The organism is Silvimonas iriomotensis (genome assembly GCF_014645535.1).
GTDB classification, from domain to species: domain Bacteria; phylum Pseudomonadota; class Gammaproteobacteria; order Burkholderiales; family Chitinibacteraceae; genus Silvimonas; species Silvimonas iriomotensis.
Map to the genome: position 1 here is coordinate 869,044 of NZ_BMLX01000001.1, position 19,007 is coordinate 888,050.

Sequence of the window (19,007 nt, forward strand, 5' to 3'; positions counted from 1 at the left end):
CAGGGAGCAGGGCATGGATGGTGCAGCCAGGCAGGTCATAGAACAAAGCAACCGCGACGCCTTTAGCGGCCGCATCAGTTTTGGCGCGGAAATCGGCAGCCTGATGATGGTTGGCGTGGAGTCTTATCTGGTTGATTACCGCGCCAGAACGGTGACGTATTACATGCCCGACGACCAATGCTGTTTGTTGCCGATGACGGTGCCCGATGTCGCCATTCCGCGCGTGTTCGATAACGCCGCGCTGATCGCGGTGATCCGCAGCGCACAAAGCGGGGCGATCGGGTTTCCGGCGTTTGTGGCGCAATCCATGGCGGCCGGGTGCGTTGGCTATATTGTCTGGATCACCGGCCAGCAAACCGGCTATCTGGGCCGCAAAGGTGTGGCGTATACAGAGCTTTTCCAGGGCGCAGCCTGAGCGCGCGGGGATCATGGGCTGGCCGTCTTTCACAAGGGTAAACGCAGCATGCATCTGCACGTGCGGTGGCTGGTTTTACTGATCTGGCTGGCCTTGCTGGCCGTCACTGTGCCTGCGCGCGCAGCACCGGCAGAGGCGGCATCGGCCCCGGCTGCGGCAAAGGCGCCGTTGCGGGTGGCGATTGCGTCGGTGGCACCTTTTGTACTGCCGCAAACCGCAGTGCCGGAAGGCTTCAGTATTGATTTGTGGAACGAGATTGCGCGCCGGATTGGTGTGCAGTTCAGCTGGATCAAGGTGGCCTCGCCAGCGTTGCTGTTGCCGGCGGTGAAGCGGGGCGATGCGGATGTGGCGATTGCGGCGATCACCATGACGCCTGAAGGCGAACGGACCGTTGATTTTTCGCTGCCGTATTTCGATTCCGGGCTGCAGATTGTGGTGCGGGCCAAAAACGAAAGCTCCTTCATGGCCTCGCTGCGGTCGGTGCCGTGGGATGCCGTGGGCCAGCTGATTGTCATTGCCATCGTGCTGGTGTTCATTCTGGCCAATCTGGTGCTGCTGATTGAACGCAAGAACGACAAGGCTTTCCAGAAGCCGTATTTGCGGGCGCTGGGCGAAGGGCTGTGGGTGACCATGCTGATTATTGCGACCGGCGAACACGGCGAGCGCGATCAGGCCGGCTTGTGGAAACGCATTCTGGTGCCGTCGATGTGGCTGATCGGCGTGCTGCTGATTGCCCAACTCACTGCCACGGTCACGTCATCACAAACGGTGGCGCGGCTGGCCTCCAGTATCCGCGGGCCGGATGACCTGCCCGGCAAGGCGATTGCCACGGCGCCTGGCAGTATTGCGGCCGATTACCTGACCCGTCGTGGCATGGCGTTCACGCCCATCACCACCGCGGCAGAAGGCATGGATTTGCTGATGCGGGGCGACGTGCAGGCCATTGTTTACGACGCGCCCACCTTGCAGTACTGGGTGGCGCGGCAAGGCAGCAGCCTGGTCACCGTGGTCGGGCCGATCTTCCGGCCGGAAAAATACGGCATTGCCATCGCCAATGGCAGCACCATGCGCAAAGCCATTAACGAGGCCCTGCTGGCCATGTATGTCGATGGCACGTACGAGCAGATTTACGGCAAGTGGTTTGCTGCCACGAAATAACCACCACCACCTTGATTATCCGGACCCGATCATGGCGCTGACAGAGGTTGTTCCGATTGTGCTCAAGGCCAGCATCATGCTGATGATTCTGGCGCTGGGCCTGACTGCGCGGCCGGCCGATCTGTTGTACATGCGCGCGCACCCGGGCAAGTTGTTGCGCTCGCTGTTGAGCATGTACGGCGTGATGCTGCTGCTGGCGATCATCGCCTGCAAATGGTTCCGCTTTGATCATGCGGTCAGCGTGGTGATCCTGGTGCTGCCGCTGGCGCCCATCCCGCCGCTGTTGCCCAAAAAACAGACTCGCGCCGGTGGCGATGCATCGCACGCCGTGGGGCTGGTGGTAGCGGCGTCCTTGTTTGCGGTGATCTGGATTCCCGTCGCCATCCAGCTATTGCAGGTGGTGTTTGGCATCACGCTGGTGAGTGCAGAGGTGCCGGTGCTGACGCTGGTGTTCCTTAATTTGTTGCTACCGCTGGCTGTGGGGGTGCTGGTGCATCAGCGCTGGCCGCAACTGGCCGCGCAATGGGCGCCGCGTCTGGCGCGTACCGGTGGCGTGATCATGCTGCTGGTGTTGCTGCCGGTGTTGTACAAACTGTGGCACCCCATGCTGGCGCAGTTGGGTGATGGCACGTTTCTGGTGCTGGTGCTGTTTATTGTGTGCGGGCTGTTTTCTGGTCAATGGCTGGGCGGGCCGGAGGAGGATGATCGCACCGTGCTGGCCTTGGCCACGGCCTCTCGCCACCCGGGTGTATCCATGGCGATTGCGCATCTGAATTTTCCGGGCGAGCCAGCGGTGCTGGCCGTCATTACGCTGTATCTGTTGCTGACGCTGGTGCTGGTGCCGATCTGGTTGTTGTGGCGCAAGCGCAATCTGGCTGCGGTGGCGGCCTAGAAACCGCTTTCTTTCAGCACGGCCGACAACAGCCGGGTGGCGCCTTCAACCAGGAAACTCTGGCGCTGGCCCAGAATCTGGATCTGGCCGCGGGTTTCGCGCAGGCCGTCCGGGACTTGCGTGAGCTGGATCAGCACATGAAACACCGGCGGGTTGGGCGTCAGCCCGTCTTCGGCCGCCGCAACGGGGATCGGCCCTTTGTAATGGGCAGAGAGCATGGGGTAATCCAGTTGGCGCACGCGGGTATTGCCAACGGAAACCACTTTGCCGGTCAGGGCGTGGGCGGCACCATCCGGATAAAAGCGGATGCTGTCACCGGGGTTGATCTGCTGGACGTCATCTTGCCGCACGTAGGCATCTACCTGCCATTGCGCCGGGTTCACCAGCACGCCGATCGCCTGCCGTGGCCCCATCCACTGGCCTTGCCGCCAGGCCGGGTCTACATCCATCCAGCGTCCGGCAAAGGGCGCTTTCAGCGTCAGCCGCGCCATTTCCTTGCGGGCCGAGTTTGATTCGCGGGCCTGGACGCTGGCTTGTTCTTCGGTGGCCAATTGTTCATCCAGCCCTTTGTCATCGGCAATCAGGCCGGCCAGACGGGCCTCGTAACCCTGGCGGCCGGCTTCGCTGCCCAGCAAACGCGCGGCGATGTCCGGTTCGTCCATGGTCATCAACAGATCACCAGCCTGAACCTGCCCGGCCGGATGAATCTGCAGGATGCGCGCGGGGAAGGGCACAAACACACGCAGTTGCTGGGCGGTGCGCGCTACGCCGACGGCGGCAATCTGCCTTTGCCAGGGCAGCGCGGTCAGAATGATCCCGCCCCCCAATAGCGCCCAGAAGACAAGGCGACGGCTGGTTTTGATCCGGGCACGGTGGGCCCACCAGTATTTCAGTTCGCGCCAGATGGGCATGACAATGAACCAGGTGATTTCGACGGCAAACAGAATCAGGCCAAGCAGTTTGAAAAAGAACAGGTACACCGTCGCGGCGATGCCCAGAAACAGCGTAAAGCGGTAAACCCAGGTGATGTATTCAAAGGTGATCAACAAGCGCCGTTGCCTGGGCTCAAATGGCTCTGGCCACGGTTCATCCATACCCCACAAAAAACGCCGCAAGGCCACGCGCGCCTGGGCGGAGGCGCGTTCGTGCAGATTGGGAAAATCCAGCAAGTCAGACAGGATGAAATACCCGTCAAAGCGCATGAACGGGCTGGCGTTGAGTGCCAGCGACAACACCCAGCTGGTAGTGGCCAGATACAGCAAGGCATTGCGCAGCGCGCCGGGCTCCACCAGCACCCAGCCCAGCGTGGCCAGACCCGCCAGCGCCAGTTCAGCCAGAATGCCGGCCGACGCCACCGCCAGCCGCTGGCGCGCGCTGGGCAGTTTCCAGCTCTCCCCGGTATCGGTGTACAGCATGGGCAGCATGACCACAAAGGCCACGCCCATATGCGCCACGCGCAAGCCCAGCCGGGTGGCAACCAGGGCGTGGCCCAGTTCATGCAGGGTTTTGGCAAAGGCCAGCGCCAGGGCAAAGCTGAGAATGCCCTGCATCGAGAACGACTCCACCACGCTGCTGGTGAAGGTATCCCATTGATGCAGTACCAGCGTCAGGCCCAGCAAGGTCAGCAGCAGCACTGCGACCACCGTGGTGCGGGTAAACAGCCAGCCAATATGCCCTGTCAGCCAGGCCAGAAAGCGTTGCGGGCGGACGAGCGGAATGCGGAAAAACAGGTAGTGGTGCAACAGCCAGCGCCATGAAAAAACATCGGTATGCGTGGCTTGTTGTTGCAGCCGGGCCAGCTTTTCCTGGGTTGGCCGCAGCAGGTTGTGGCCATCCAGAAAGCGCTGGAAGTCTTCCAGCTGGGCTTCGTCGGGCTTGAGTGCGGTACTGGCGGCGATATCGGCGCAGATACGGTCTGGCGGCAGTGCCCAGCGCAGCAAAAATTCAAACTCCAGCCAGCCGATCCGGTAAAACCGGTTGATGATGGCGTCCTGGATCATCCACGCCGGTTCACCATCCGGCCCGGGTGCGGCCTTGATTAGCTTGAGGTCTTCCCGCAGCGGGGCAAACGGCAGGCTGGCAGCGAAAGACATCACCAGCCCGTCCAGGCGCGCGCGGCAGCCAGCGGACGCCGCAACAGGTAGTACGCCAGACTGACGCGGCTGCCATAGAGCTTGGCCGTGCCGTGCAGGCCCAGCCGGGCGTGCGCTGGTTGACCGTCAATGCTGGCCAGTAGCCGGTAGGCCACCACGCCGTCATCGCCGGTTTTGGCCTGGTAGCTGGTTTCTACAATCTTGCCGCGCACTGGCGAGAGCGGCCAGGCGCTGAGAAACAGCGTGACTTCATCGCCTTCTTCCAGCGCTATCGCATCAGCGACGGCCAGATGGATCAGGATGGCGGGTTTGTCCGGGTTGGCCAGTTGCAAGATGCGCTCACCCGTGACCACCGGTTTGCCCAGCCAGTCGTTGGGGTCACTGAACACGGCCACGCCCGCTTCAGGCGCAAGCACTTGCGTGCGTTGCAATTGCGCTTGTACCGCCGCCAGTTCAGCGCGGCGCTGCCGGGCGGTGCCTTCCAGTACGGCCAGTTCGCTGCGCGACTGCGGGTTGTCAAATGCGCGCTGGCTGGCCGACATCAGTTCGGCATCGGCCACGGCCACTTGTTTGCTCAGGACTTCCACCCGGCCACGCAGCGAGGTTTCATCCAGCGTGAACAAGCTGGTGCCGGCCGCCACCGGCTGGTTGGGTTTGACGTTGATGCGCTGGATCACGCCATCAATGGGCGAACTGATGACTTGTGCGTCGCTGGACACAATCTCTGCCGGCGCCAGCACGGTTTGCCGTACCGGGATCAGCAACAATGCAGCCAGGATCAGCAGCGTAACGATCCATTGTTTGCGGCTGGGGCGCCACCACAAGGCCCGTTGCTGGCGGGTGAGCGCGGCCCAGCAGTACGCCCAGGTGGCACGCACGCCAGCCAGGGTTTCAACCAGGGGTTGGGCGGGCGGTTCATCCAGCATGACCAGCAAAAAGCCCAGTCGCCGGCCATCTTGCGTCACCACGGGCGCGCACCAGACACCGGTGGGCCACCATTCGGCCCAGCCTTCGCGGATATCAGCGGGGATGTCGGGTGGGTCTGGCGTCAGCCAGATTGCGTCGGCACTGGCGGTCTGGCTGTTGACCCAGCGCGCGGCCCGATCCAGCCAGACCAGATACGGCGAGTCTTCGGCCGGTTTGGCCAGGCCGGAAATGCTCAGCAACACCGGTTTGCCACCGTGATCGGCAAACACCATGGCCTGCCGGAACTGCATGAGGGCGTACAGGTCGTTGGCCATGGAAAAGGCCAGCGCATTCAGCGACTCTGCCGCCAGCGCGCGGTCACGCAGGCTGTCCAGATACAGCAACAGCTGCGGGTGAGGTAAGGCTGTGTCGTTCATTGACCTGAGATCCGCGCCGTGCCGCTCATGCCGGCAATCAGCTCCGGATTTTCCTTGTCCAGTTGCGCTTCCACTTCTACGGTTTGCGCCACGGCATCCACCCGCGCGTTCACCACGCTGATGTGCGCCGGGTAGCTCTTGCCGGTTTCATGAATGTTCACATCCAGCGCGGTGCCGGGCTTGAGTTTGCCCAAAAGGGCGGACGGCACATTCATGCGCACTTTCAGCGGCCCGTCGCTGACCAGATCCAGCAGCGGCGTGCCGGTGCTGACGGTCTGGTACGGTTTGACGTAGACCTTGGCCACGCGGCCGGCAAAAGGGGCGGTGATCTGGCAATAACCCAGCTGGGCGCGCGTCAGCGCCAGTGTGCCGGAAGCCTTGTCCACTTCAGTCTGCATGGCGGCTACTTCAATATCGCCCGCCGCGTTGAGTTTTTGCAGGCCTTTTTTGGCTTCCAGGTTCTGTCTGGCCAGATTGAGTTCTGCGGTGGCCACGCCGGCACGGGCTTTGACTTCGGCGCAGTCCAGTTGCACCAGCACCGCGCTCTTGGCTACGCGCTTGCCCAGTGACACTTTCAGATCGGTCAGCGCGCCGTTCATCTGGCTTGATAGCGTTGTTTCAAGCTTGGGTGCCAGCAAGACGCGGATGGCGTTGGTGTCGTCCGGGGTGTCGGCTGGTTTGCTGGCAGCCAGGGTCAGGCCGCTGGCCAGACTCAGCAACAGCCAGGCCACGCCCTTACTGAGTGGCCGCCGGGCCCGATGCGCTAATGGGGACGGGGACTGCTTTTTCCAGAATGTCAGACCGCAATTGCGGCGTCGCCATGACAGTCTGGTGAATCGCCTGAGCAAGGGTTTTGATGTCATATTTTTCTACGCTTTCCGGGAGCACGTCAAAGCCAATGGAGTTATACAGACGGCCCCATGCCGCCTGGGTGTCCGAGTACGCTGCTTCGCGCTGATAGCGCGACAACAGGTATCGGCCTTCGGCGCGGATGACCTCCAGTTCCGAGCCCAGTGAAGTGGTTTTTGCCGCCTGCGCGTAATCCAGCAAAGAGCGGTCTACCCGCAGGCTTTCATCGGCATAGTTCAGTTCTTCGCGCGCCAGCCGGTAGCGCAAATTGCCCACGCGCACCTGCGTCAGGATCGCCATGGATAGCGCAATGCGGCGCATGTCGTCGGTGGCGGCCTGGGCGTCCTGCTCTTCATTCAAAGATGGGTATTGCAAGAGCTTGAGCAGGTTGATCGAGACATTCAGCCCGATGGCATTCCAGGTGTTGTTGTACAGGTAAGCGTTGGAGTCATACTGCGTGTTCACGTCCAGGCTCACGTTCGGCCACAACTGCGCCTTGGCGATGTTCAGATCGTTCTCGTTGACCCGCTTGCGATACCACTCTTCCATGATTTCCGGCCGGTGTTCGAGCGCCAGTGTTTCCAGCTTTTGCTCGCTCACGTTCATGTCCGGCAGGCCTTTTTCTTCAGTGTCTTCCAGCACCATGGGCGAGCCTGGCGGCAAGGACATCAGCGCAGCCAGTTCAGATTGCGCCAGTTCCAGATCCTGGCGCCGCACCGTCAATAACTGGATGGAATCGAGCAGCGCGCGCTGGTAAGCCAGGATTTCCTGGCGTGGCAACAACCCTTTGTCCTGCGCCTGGCGGGCGGCATCCAGCGCCTTGCGGGTGCGATCAAGCAACTCGTCCACCTGGGGGCGCAGCCGTTGTGCGGCCAGCGCGCGCCAGTAGGCGTTGCGCACGTCCTGCAGTACGTTTTGTTCGACCTTGCGCCGGCGTTCATCGGCCATCAGCATCTGGTCGGCTTTTTGCTGGGTGCGGTAATAGGCCACGCCAAAATCCAGCAGGCTCCAGCTCAGGCCCAGTGAATTGAGTTTGTGGTAACGCTCTTCCGAGGTGGAAGGCCGCAAGCTGACGGTGCGGTCTTCAATGCCGATGGAGGTGCCGCCGGAATCATTGTTGCGCGCCGTATAACCGGCGGATTCCACCAGGCGCGGCAGCATTTCGTAGGCCGAGACATCGCGGATTTTCGACGCCAGGGCCGACTCCATCAGCTTGAGCCGGTAATCCAGGTTGTACTTGAGGGCGCGGGCGGCGGCTTCGTAAAAGGTGATGGGACCGGTGACGGGTTCTTGCGCGGTGTACATCTTCACCTGGTCATCCACCACGCGTTTGCGCATTTCATCAGCCGTCGCGGGCTTGGTCTGGGTGAGTGAACCACATGCGGCCAGCAACAAGCTGGCGCTCAGCAGCAGGGTCATGCGTGCGGGACGGCGCGGGATCCTCCGCATAAAGTCTCCTTGATTACGCCTCATGAGCGAGATCGGTTTGCAGTTGAGGGGTGGTCCGGCGCAGGCTGGCCGGCAAAGTGGTTGAGGCGGCTTCCAGTTGTGCCTTGAACCCGGCGGCCGTGCGCGGCGCCGCGTGGTGCGGCACAGGGCGGTGACCATGATGCGGTGTGGCGTGATGCTGGACGACCGGATGCTCGGTCATGTTTTTCTGGGTCAGCGCAAACACCGACGGGTTGTCCAGCAAGCCATCGGCGGTCAGATTGGTGCGGCTTTGCCGGCCCATCAGCCAGGCTTGATCCAGTGCAGAGTCACGCTGGCTTTGATGCACGCTGTTGGCCACGTGGACATCCGGAATCAGCCCCAGCCCGGCGCCGATCGACAGGGCGATGGGGTTTTGCAGGCCGCCCAGATACAAATTGCTGCCGTCGGCCTCCCACGCGCTGACTTCCAGTTGTGCATCCACCACCTGGACTTCCGGCGTGACGTACACCACCGGATCGACGCTGCGGTAGAAACTGGCGGTGTAGGGCGGGGTGTAGCCGTTGTCGTAATGCGGGCCGATATCGCCATTGGTATCGGGCGGCGACGGCGGCGGCACATAGGGTTGGGAGATATCCAGATTCAGCGTCAGCGTGGCCTGGCTGGTGGCGCCGGCCAGATCGGTCACGGTATAGGTGAATGTATCGTGCAACACCTGGCCCGCGCCAGCGGCCTTGAGTACATCCGGGTTGGTCAGGTCGATCTGGTAGCTGTAGGTGCCGTTGGCATTCAGGATCAGTGTGCCGTACTGGCCTGCCAGCGGCTGGCCCAACTGGCCTTGCGTGCCGGTGTCGGTGGGCTGGCCGGTGTGCACGGCGGCGACGGTCAGGTGATCGCCATTGTCTACGTCCGTGTCGTTGGTCAGCACGTTGCCCGTGGCTTGCGGCGCGGGGAACTGGTCGCTGGCGACGTTGCTGTCCGGGTTGGCGACCGGCGCATCATTGCGGCCCTGGATGGTGATGCTCAAGCGGGCGGTAGAAGTGGCGCCATCGGCATCGTGCATCTGGTAGGTGTAGACCTCGGTCAGCGTCTGGCCTTGCTGCAGGGCATCGACCTGGCTGTTGCTGTTGTCCACCACGTACTGGTAAGTGCCGTCGGCATTGATGGTGAGCGTGCCAAACTGCCCGGCCAGCGCGCTGCCTGCCTGCGCCGATTGCCCGTTGCTGTTGGCAAAGTTGCCAACCGCTTTGGTCTCGCCATTGGCGGTGCTGTCGACGTCGGTGTCATTGGTCAGCACATTGCCGGTGGGGTTCAGGCCGGCGGTGCCGTTGTGGGTGCCACCTGCTTCAATCGCCGTGGTGGTGTCGTCCACGGCCACCGGCGTATCGTTGCGCCCGGCGATCACAATGGTCAGGGTGGAATCAGCCGTCAGGCCCCACTGGTCGCTGGCGGTATAGGTAAATTGCTCGGTCAGCGTCTGGCCGGCGGTGCGCAGGGCTTCAACGGCGGGTAGCGAGTTATCCACCGTGTAGGTCCACGTGCCATCGCTGTTCATGTTCAGCTGGCCGTACTGGCCTTGCAGCGTGGTGCCGGCATTGACCGGCGTGCCGGTGGCGGTGCGTACGGTGGTGACATTCAAGACGTCGCCGTTGTCCGGATCACTGTCGTTATCGAGCACGTTGCCGGACGGGTTCACGCCTGGCGTGCTGTTATGCAGGCCGCCGGCTTCCACGGCCACTGCGGCATCGGGCAGCGGTTCAGGTGGGTCATTACGGCCGCGCACCACGATGTCGAGCGTGGCGGTGGCGGTCAGGCCGCCGCTATCCGTGATCTGGTAGGCGAACTGTTCCAGCCGGAAGCTGCTGCCGGTCAGTGTCTGTACCACCGGGTTATTGATGTCGATGACGTACTGGTAGGTGCCGTCCGCGCCCAGCGTCAAGGTGCCGTAGGTGCCGACCAGGGTGAGTGGCGAGCCGGCTGTGACACTGCTGCCAGCCGCCACCGGGTCAAGCGTGGGGTTGGTGGAGGCGGCACCCCTGGCGCCGCCCGTGACGGTAATGGTGTCGCCGTTGTCCGGGTCACGGTCATTGTTCATGACGTTGCCGTTGGCGTTGACCTGCTGGCCCTGGCCGTTATCAGACAAGGCGTAGTTGAGGTCCAGTTGCGCCGTCGGGGCGTCATTGGCGCCATGTACCGAGATATCCAGCTGGGCGGTGCCGGTCAGTCCGGCGGTATCGCGCAACTGATAGCTGAAGCTGTCTGTGAGTGTCTGGCCGGGGGCGAGTGCGTTGACGGTGGCGTTGCTGTTGTCGACCACATAGTTGTAGCTGCCATCGGGCTGCAGCGTCAGCGTGCCGTACTGCCCGGTGAGCGTGGTGGGCGCGGTGATGGCGGTAAAGCTGCCGCCCGCAGCCAGCGTGCCGGCGTGGCCGCCATTGACGGTCTTGCTGTCGCCGGCATCCACATCGGTGTCGTTGGTCAGTACATTGCCAGTGGCATCGCTGCCCGGCGTGGCATTGGCTGTACCGCCGGCTTCCGTGGCGTTGCCGGTGTCGTTAACGCCAACCGGGGCGTCGTTCTGGCCGGTGATGGTGACGGTCAGCGTGGTACTGGCGCTGGCGCCGTGGCTGTCGCTGACGGTATAGGTGAACTGGTCGGTGATCTGGTCGCCGGCTGTGCGCAGGGCCTGTACTGCCGGGTCGTTGTTGTTGACCACGTAGCTGTACTGGCCGTTGGCGCCCAGCGTCAGCGTGCCGTGCGCGCCCACCAGTGCCGTGCCCACCGTGCCAATCGTGCCGCTGCTGGTCTGGATGCCGGTCACCGTCATGGCGTCGCCATCCGGATCACGGTCATTGGTCAGCACATTGCCGGTGGGGTTGATGCCCGGCGTCTGGTTGTTGGTGCCGCCGGCTTCGACAGCATGTGCGGTATCGGCGGTCGGTACGGGCGGGTCGTTCACGCCGGTGACCGTCACCACCAGTTGCGCGACATCGGTCAGCCCGTGGCTGTCGCTCAGCCTGTAGCTGAAAGTTTCGGTCAGTGTGGCGCCGGCAGGCAGGGCCTGGACGGCGGCGTTATTGCTGTCGACATCGTATTCGTAAGTGCCGTCGGCGCCGATATGCAGGCTGCCGTACTGGCCGACCAGGGTCAGTGCATTGCTGGCCGAGGTGCTGCCGGCGGTAACGCTACTCATGCTGCCGCCCGCGGCCTCGGTGCCGGTGCGCGCGCCTGTGACGGTCAGTGCGCCGGCCACCTGATCGGGCGCATCGACGTCATGATCCACACCCTGGCCGTTATCGTCGGTAATGACGTTGCCGGTGCCGGCAATGGCCGGCGTGCCCAGCCCGGGCGAACCGGCCGTGGCATGCGTGGTGTTGTCGGTGGCGACCGGGTTGTCGTAAGCGCCCTGGACGGTAATGATGATGTTGGCCAGATCGTTCAAGCCGCCGGCATCGGTGACCTGATAGCTGAATGTGTCCTGCAGCGTGGTGCCGGGGACCAGTGCCTGTACCGCTGCATTGTTGTTGTCGACCACATAGCGGTAGGTGCCGTCTGCGCCAATGGTCAGCGTGCCGTAGGCGCCGACAATCTGCGTGCCGTTGGCGCTGGTGGTGCCACTGTTGACCGGCGTGAGCGGGCTGTTTGATGCCGCCGGCTGATTGCGCACACCCGACACATGCAGCACTTCGCCATTGGCGGCGCTATCGACATCGGTATCGTTGGTCAGCACATTGCCGGTGGCGTTGCCACCTGGCGTGCCGTTGTTGACGCCGCCTGCTTCCGTGGCCAGACCGTTATCGACCACGCCCACCGGCGTGTCATTGGCGCCGTGGATGGTCACCACCAGCACGGCAGTAGATTGCGCGCCCGCCGTATCTGCCAGCGTATAGGTAAAGCTGTCGACCAGATGCTGCCCCGCAGTGCGCAAAGCCTGTACGGCGGCGTTGTTGTTGTCGACCGTGTACAGATAACCGCCGTCGGCGCTGATGGTCAGCGTGCCGTACTGCCCGGCAAAAGTGCCGGTGCCCACGCCAGGGACGTTGCCGCTGGTGCCGCCGGTAGGCAGCACAGAGACCACATGCAGGCTGTCGCCATTGGTGGCGATATCCACATCGGTATCGTTGGTCAGCACATTGCCGCGCGGGTCTACGCCGATGGTGTTGTTGAAGCTGCCGCCTGCTTCGGTGGCGGACGCGGCGTCGTTCACGCCAACCGGGGCGTCATTCACCGGGGTAATGTTGATCTGCAACGTGTTTTGCGCCGTCAGCGCATCGCCTGCTTCGCCCGGAATGCCGTTGCCGTTGTGATCACCAAAATTGCCGTTATCGTTGGTGAGGATGGTCAGCGTGTCGGTGCCGTTGTAGTCCTGGTTGCCCAGGTAGGTCAGCGTCGCCAGCGCGGTGTTGATATTGGTGATGTTGCCGCTGAGCACCACATTGCCCGTGCCCTGGCCGGTGATGATGACGCCCGTGGTCGGGGTCAGGTTCAGTTTGCCGTGCAGCACGCCCAGCGTGACCGTCATGGTGCCGTTGCCGGCGTCCACGTCGCTGATGCTGACGCCGCTGATGGCAAACGGAATGTCCTCCAGCCCGGTGGGTGGCGAGGGCAGGTGGTTTACCGGTGCATCGTTCTGCTGCACGTAACCGAAGTTGGCCGTACCTGCGGCAGACTCGCCCAGGGTGAGATTGACCTGCCCCAGTGGTGTGCTGCTGTCGCTATCAATACGCACCGCCACATTGCCGATGCTGCCGTAGCTGAAAATGCCGGCATTGGTGGTGATCTGATACACGCCGGCAGCCAGATCGCCAAAGTGGTACTGGCCGTTCGCATCGGTGGTGGCGGTATAGGTGAGGTTGTCGGCAGTGGTGGCAAGGTTGCCATCGGCGCCGGCCCAGGTCAGCGTGACGGTCTGGCCGGCCAGCGGCGGGCCGTCTGGCGTGGTGGAGGATGTTGCCGAGGCCGTGTCGTCCCACAGCGTGCCACTGATCAACCCCAGACCAGCGCCTTCGGTCAGCACGTAGTTGTTGGCCGCGACGCCGCTGCCGGTACGCTCACCCGTGGTGGTGGCGGCAGTGCCCACGGTAGAGCCGCCCCAGTTGGTGAAACTGTCCGGCAAGCTGGTCCAGGTCAGTCTGGCGTTGGTGCTGGCAACGGTGGCCGAGTTGGGCAGGGTGATCTGGTAGGTCAGCTTGACGGTGGTGCCGGGGTCCAGCTCGGCAAAATCGGCGGTGATGGTGTTGCCGGTAACCGAATAACTGAAGCCCAGGCTGGATGGAATACTGCTGCTGTTGATGTCGTAGCTGGTGCCGTTGATAACCAGCGTCAGCCCGGTCAGGTTGGACCCGGCCGGATAGCCGTCAGTCAATTCTGCGTTGTAGGCCGGAATGGTGCCGCCGGCAGTAAAGCTGAGTGCTACCTGCGCCGTGCCGGTGCTGCCGCTGGTGTTGGGGTCAAACTGCACAATCTGTTTGTTCAGGCCAGACAACACCGGTTCGACAATCTTTTCTGATATGGCGTCCGAATGCGCCAGTACGGTACTGCCCGACTGGGTTTGCGCGCTCACGGCCAGCGCCGCGCCGGCCACGTTAGAGGCCTGGTTCATGACCCGCACGTTGAATTCCAGCGAAATGCCTTCCAGATTGGGGTCGTTGTCCGGGTTGTTGAGCGTACCCAGATGGAACTGCAGAACCTGATTGCCATTGCTATCGGTGGTCACCGTCAGGTGCGCCGCGGTATTGAAAGCGGCATTGGGTGCGGCGCCAGACAGATCGGCCGTAATGTTCTGGCCAATGGCGGTATCCCGGCTGCCCGTTACATCGAGCGAGCCGCCAGTCACCAGATCTGAAAAGCTGCTGGTAATCAGCCCTTGATCAGACACCAGCGCCAGTTTGGACGAGCCGTCATCAATAAACTGCAAGCCGTTTTGCAGCGTGACTTGCAGCACGTAATCATTGGTAGTGCCCTCGGCCACCACTGCGGTAACGCGGTAGCGGATGACCTCGCCAATGGTGACGTCTTCTGTCGGCGCATTGGTCGGATTGGGGGCGGCCGTGGCGGGCAAGCCGCCAACGCGGGAAACAATCAGACCTTGTTCGACCGGAATCACCAGCGTGTTGGCTACGCGGTAATCGTTGAGTGCGCCGGAATTCAATAACCCGTCTGTGCCGGTGCGCTCGCCGTTGGCCTGGCCTGAACTGGCCTGGGTGCCATCCAGACTGGTCCATTGCACGGTGGCGGTATTGCTGAAGTTCTGTTCGCTGGCCGCTGCGGCCACCACGGTCCCGGTGACGTGCAGCACAATCGACCCGCCCTTGGGGATGTCGATATTGGCGCCAGTGACGGATGACAAAGTGTGGCCGACCAGCTGGAAGTCCCCGCCGCTGTTATTGGTGGCGTTGCCGTTGTAGGTCACGCTGACGAGGCTCAGGCCGGTCAACTCGCTGGGCAGCAGGTCCTGGAAATTGATGTCGAAGGCGTTGTAATCAGTGCTGGCACTGCCATTGCTGATGGTGATGGTGTAATCGACCGTATCGCCTTCATCCACGCCCAGCGTGGAGCCACCGGTATAAGACTGCGTCACTTGCAGGGTGGGTTCGACCACCACGGCAGTCGGGGTGGGGAGGCTCTGGTTGACGGTACGGTTGGCGGCGGCGGTGCCATTGGGCGTATCGCCGTCCGGATCGCTATAGGTGATGCGCGCGGTTACCGGGAGTTGCGTGCCGGCCTGGTTGCTGGCGACGTTGTCGGCAATCAGCTGTACGCGAATCACAAAACTGTTGTTGGTGGTGACGTTGTCGGCCGTGGCGCTGGCGGCTGTAAATGTCCAGTGCGCGCCGACGCCATCGTTGCCCAGCGTGCCGCCAGACAAGCCCGACATGCTGCCAAGGGTGACGGTGCCGGCAAAATTGGTGGTCAGCGCCGTGCTGGCCGCGCTGGTGGTGATCACCTGATAGCCCAGGCCGCCGTTGAAAGTGGTGTCCAGCCGCATGCCGGCGGGAATCAACCCGTCCAGCGAGAGCGTCTGCGTGGCGCCTTCAGGCAGGGTGACGACGAGGTCGTACAGCATGCCTTCGCCAATCACCAGGTTGTTGCCGGTGGTGTGGCTGGCGGTGGAGTCGCCGTCGGGTGCGGTGGTGCTGCTGCCGCCGGCAAAGACCGCGTTGACGGTCGGGGCGGCGACTTGTTCGCCGGTCTTGGCGGTCAGGTCAACCGGGGTGAAGTCCGCGCCGCCTTCCACGCTGGCGTAGTTGCTCAGTATGGCGGTGGTCTGCATGGTGGTGGATGCAGCGATGGCATCGACTACCTTCACGTCATAGGTAATGACCACCACGTTCTGGCCACTGGTATCGGCCGTGGTGCCGCTGCGGCCAGGCAGCAAAGATGCCGTGCCGTTGTGATCCAGGAAAGTGATGGTATTGCCGCTGACCTGGTAATCCGTGCCCAGTACCAGCAAAGTGCCGTCGCCACGATAAATCTGCAGGTCAGCCGCCGCCAGCGAACCGCCGGAAAACTGCAGCCCGGGCGGGATGGTGACGCTGGTGACGACATCGTAAGCGCCACCGCCGCCGGAGTTCTCGATGGCCGTTGCCAGCCGCAGGCTGTCGCCGCCATCAATACCGGTAATGGTGCCCGCCACGGTAGACAGATCGGTCACGCTGTTGCTGAACGGCACGCCGGTGGTGCCTGGCGCAGCCCACGTGCCGGTGGTGCCGGTGATCACCCCGTTACCGGTGCTGGAGACCACGCCTTGTGTGATGGTCAGTACCGGTTCGGCCACGGACACAATGGTCGCCACGTCAGAGGACACCAGATGCTGCCCGGAAATGGTGGTGGTCTGGTCTGACTGCGCCAGTACGTTGAGTGAGCGCTGGTCCGCGTACGGCGTATCGCCCACTTTCAGCGTAAAGGTCACCACGATCTTGCTGCCGCTGGTGGCGGCAGTGGCGTAGTCGCCAAAGTGGAACACCACTGCATTGCCCGCTGCCGTGGTAACGCTGGTTACCGGGCCGGCATTGGTGTTGCCGCTGCCGATCGCCCACGTGCCGACGCCCGTGCCCTGGCTCCAGTTGATGCTTGAGAGATCAAACAGCGGCAGTGGCAGATAGGCCGTGAGCGTGAAGTTTTCATAATCGCTGGTGACAAGGTCATAGCTCATCTCGAACGTCACGACGTCGCCCGGGTTGAGTTCGCCGCTGGAGGGCGGCGTGCTGCCGTTCACGCCGGTGATCTCGATATCGATATTGCTGGTGCCGATGGTCGAGGTGGTGCTGGAGGTATCCGTGACCGTGCTGCCGGTCAGGTTGACGCGATCGACCATCAGCGTGCCGCTGACCGTGGCGCTATTGCCCAGCGTGTCGCCTTCGTTGATCTCGCTTTGCGGGTGGCTGCTGGTATAGGCCTGGTTGACCAGTACGGTGTAGTGGATGGTGCCGGTGGTCGCGCCTTGCTGGGTGTTGTCGAAGGCCAGGTCGCCCACCAGCGCGCCCAGCATGCCGGCGTTCAGGATGGAGCCGGCAATATCGAAACGCAGCGTGGTGGTGCCGTCGGCATTGACCGTGCTGGTGTAGCTCAGCGCAACCGTGTGCGATACCCCGTTGATGCTGAAGGTGAATGTCGGCGTGCCGGTCACGGTCTGGCCGTCACTTGCCGTATCGGTCAGCACAAACGAGCCATTACGGGTCAGCGTCTGGCCGATGGCAAAGAAATCCGAGATAGCCAGATCAAGCTGGTAATCCAGCGTGTCGCCCGGGGTGATGCCAGGCGTGCCGACGTCATTGGTGTCGGTGACGGTTTTCTGCACCGTGAGCGCCTTGGCAACAAACGTGCCGCCCGTGCCGTCGCCCGAGCCGGAAAAATCAATCGTGGTGGCCGGTGGCGTCACGTCCCGCGGGTCCAGCGGCACCCACTCGCCGCTGGCGGTTGGCGTGCCGAAGGTAATGGCGACATTGGCGCCCGTTTGCGGATTGAGCACAGGCTGGCCGTTGGCGTCTGCCTCCGGCACATAAAAACTGACCACCACATCCACCGGGGCCGAAATGCTGCTGTAGGTCACGGTGTAGCTGCTGATGTACAGCGGTTGCGCGGCAATCGCAGCGGCGATGGCAGTCGGGTTGGTCAGTACGGTGCCGTCATGCAAGGTCAGCGACGTGACCGTGCCGCCGTTGCTGGGGGTGATGGCGGTGACCTGCACGTTGTCCGGCATGGGCTGGGTGACCACCACGTTATCAATGGTCTGGCCCGGTGCCGGGGTAATGGTGACGGTTTCGGTGTGCTGGAAGTTGGGGCCAGTCACCGTTTCGCCTTCGGGCATCTGCACGCTCTGGGTCAGCGTGACCACGGTCGGGTGTACGGTAAAACTGGCGGTGGCCGTGCCGACAATGCTGGGGTCGGTGGTCGGGTTGTCCAGCGAATCGTTACCAAACTGGAAGCCGCCGCGCGCCTTGACCAGCAGATCGGGCGAGGCGTTGGAAAGACTGGTATCGGCCAGATCGCTCAGCGTGGCGGTGACCTGCACGGTAATGGCAGGCTGTGACTGGCTGACGCTGCCAAACGGCAGTTGCAGTACCACCATCTGGTCGCCAGCGCGCAAGCCATAGGTGGCTGCGTTGATGACCAGCGCGTTGCCGTTGCTGTCTTTGGCCAGTGGGTGAGTGGCGTTGCCGTTGGCGTCAAACGTGACTACGTAGGCGGTGACGGGTTGCCCCAGATAAGTGGCCGACACAAAACTCAGGCCGTCATTGCCGTCCTTGCCGGTGGCGGGCATGAACAGGTCTATGAAGGGCGCATAGCCCACCTGGCTGGAGGCGTTGGTCAAAGTGACATTGAAGGTCACCTGATCGCCCAGCAAGACGCTTGTCGTGCCGGTGCCGATGGTTACGCTCGGGCTGGCGTTGGCCAGTAACTCGCCGTAATGCGAAATCGCGTTGTCGCTCAGTGCGATGTGTCGGTCGATGACGCCGCTGGAGACCTCCAGTACCCAGTCGCCACCCGCACTGGCCGCGCCGGTGTCGTTGCTGGACGCCGCCACGCCCGCGCCGGTGATGCTGGCCAGCGTGTTGACCAGCGCCTGGCCTTGCGTGCCGGCGCCCACATCGCAGCCGTACAGGAAAATATCTGCGCCTGCGGTCAACTCGCTGCGCCAGTTGCTCATGCTGCTGGCCAGGCTTTGCAGTGTCTGGGCGTCATAAATGCGGTTGCCCAGCGTGAACTGGCCGGCGGCCCCGTGCGAAAAAATCTGGATGGAATCGGCCTTGCCCATGCCGGCCAGCGCTGCGGAAATAGCGCTGATGGCGTCGTCGCCGGCGTTGATGATCAAGACCTGGCTGTTTTGCGGCAGATCGGTCAGCAGGGTCTGGTAGTTGTCGACCCGGCTGTCGATCACCACCAGGTTGCGTGCCGGGGTGGCCGCCGCAGCGGTTGCGCCATCGCGGGCTTGCGGTGTGCTGGTGTCGCTGCCGGCTTTGCTGGCGGTGGCGCCGTCACGTGCTTGCGGGGTGTCGGTGCCGGTATTGGCGTGCGCGGCCGTGGCGCCGTTGCGGGCGATGGGGGCAACGGTTTTGTCGGCGCTCTGGGCGTGTGTATCGGCCTGGTGTTGATGGTGCTCAACGCTGGCCGCGACTGCACCGTCAAACAGGATTCTGGGTTCCAGGGCCAGCGCCCTGGCCTGAGGTCGCAAATGGGCCGGACTACGCGTGGTGTGCTGTGGCATGCGGACTCTCTGTAACAACTCACCCTGCCTGGAAAGCGCACATGCCTCATTGCATGTGTGACTTTTAAGACCGGAAAGAAATATGCAAGTAGCACCAAATATAGACAGAGACAAAAGAAAG

The 19,007-nt window shown here is 62.8% G+C and carries 8 protein-coding genes; 3 read left to right on the forward strand and 5 right to left on the reverse strand.

Features of this window, described 5'->3' with window-relative positions:
* Positions 1 to 13: 13 nt before the first annotated feature.
* Genes IEX57_RS03865 through IEX57_RS03875 form a run of 3 tightly spaced genes read left to right on the forward strand, consistent with a single transcriptional unit; the run spans position 14 to position 2,465 of the window.
* Complete coding sequence (locus IEX57_RS03865; protein WP_188702498.1) at positions 14 to 415, forward strand: DUF1398 domain-containing protein; 402 nt, start codon at positions 14 to 16, stop codon at positions 413 to 415.
* 48 nt (positions 416 to 463) lie between these two features.
* Positions 464 to 1,573 (forward strand): transporter substrate-binding domain-containing protein, encoded by a 1,110-nt coding sequence (locus IEX57_RS03870; RefSeq protein ID WP_188702500.1) that lies wholly within the window; start codon positions 464 to 466, stop codon positions 1,571 to 1,573.
* Between the two features lie 31 nt (positions 1,574 to 1,604).
* The gene (locus tag IEX57_RS03875) at positions 1,605 to 2,465 is read left to right on the forward strand and encodes a bile acid:sodium symporter (protein ID WP_188702502.1); all 861 of its coding nucleotides are present in this window, start codon (positions 1,605 to 1,607) and stop codon (positions 2,463 to 2,465) included.
* On the opposite strand, the gene IEX57_RS03880 is transcribed toward IEX57_RS03875, so the two are convergent.
* The 5 genes from IEX57_RS03880 to IEX57_RS03900 are packed head-to-tail and all read right to left on the reverse strand — an operon-like array spanning position 2,462 to position 18,886.
* Complete coding sequence (locus IEX57_RS03880) at positions 2,462 to 4,558, reverse strand: site-2 protease family protein (protein ID WP_188702503.1); 2,097 nt, start codon at positions 4,556 to 4,558, stop codon at positions 2,462 to 2,464. The genes IEX57_RS03875 and IEX57_RS03880 overlap by 4 nt on opposite strands.
* Positions 4,558 to 5,901 (reverse strand): efflux RND transporter periplasmic adaptor subunit, encoded by a 1,344-nt coding sequence (locus IEX57_RS03885; protein ID WP_188702505.1) that lies wholly within the window; start codon positions 5,899 to 5,901, stop codon positions 4,558 to 4,560. The genes IEX57_RS03880 and IEX57_RS03885 overlap by 1 nt, the downstream gene beginning before the upstream one ends.
* Positions 5,898 to 6,632 (reverse strand): efflux RND transporter periplasmic adaptor subunit, encoded by a 735-nt coding sequence (locus IEX57_RS03890; protein WP_188703503.1) that lies wholly within the window; start codon positions 6,630 to 6,632, stop codon positions 5,898 to 5,900. Before IEX57_RS03890 ends, IEX57_RS03885 begins: the two co-directional genes overlap by 4 nt.
* A 4-nt stretch (positions 6,633 to 6,636) precedes the next feature.
* Complete coding sequence (locus IEX57_RS03895) at positions 6,637 to 8,199, reverse strand: TolC family protein (protein ID WP_188702507.1); 1,563 nt, start codon at positions 8,197 to 8,199, stop codon at positions 6,637 to 6,639.
* Between the two features lie 13 nt (positions 8,200 to 8,212).
* Positions 8,213 to 18,886, reverse strand: a complete 10,674-nt coding sequence (locus IEX57_RS03900; protein ID WP_188702509.1) for a VCBS domain-containing protein — start codon at positions 18,884 to 18,886, stop codon at positions 8,213 to 8,215.
* Positions 18,887 to 19,007 lie beyond the last annotated feature (121 nt).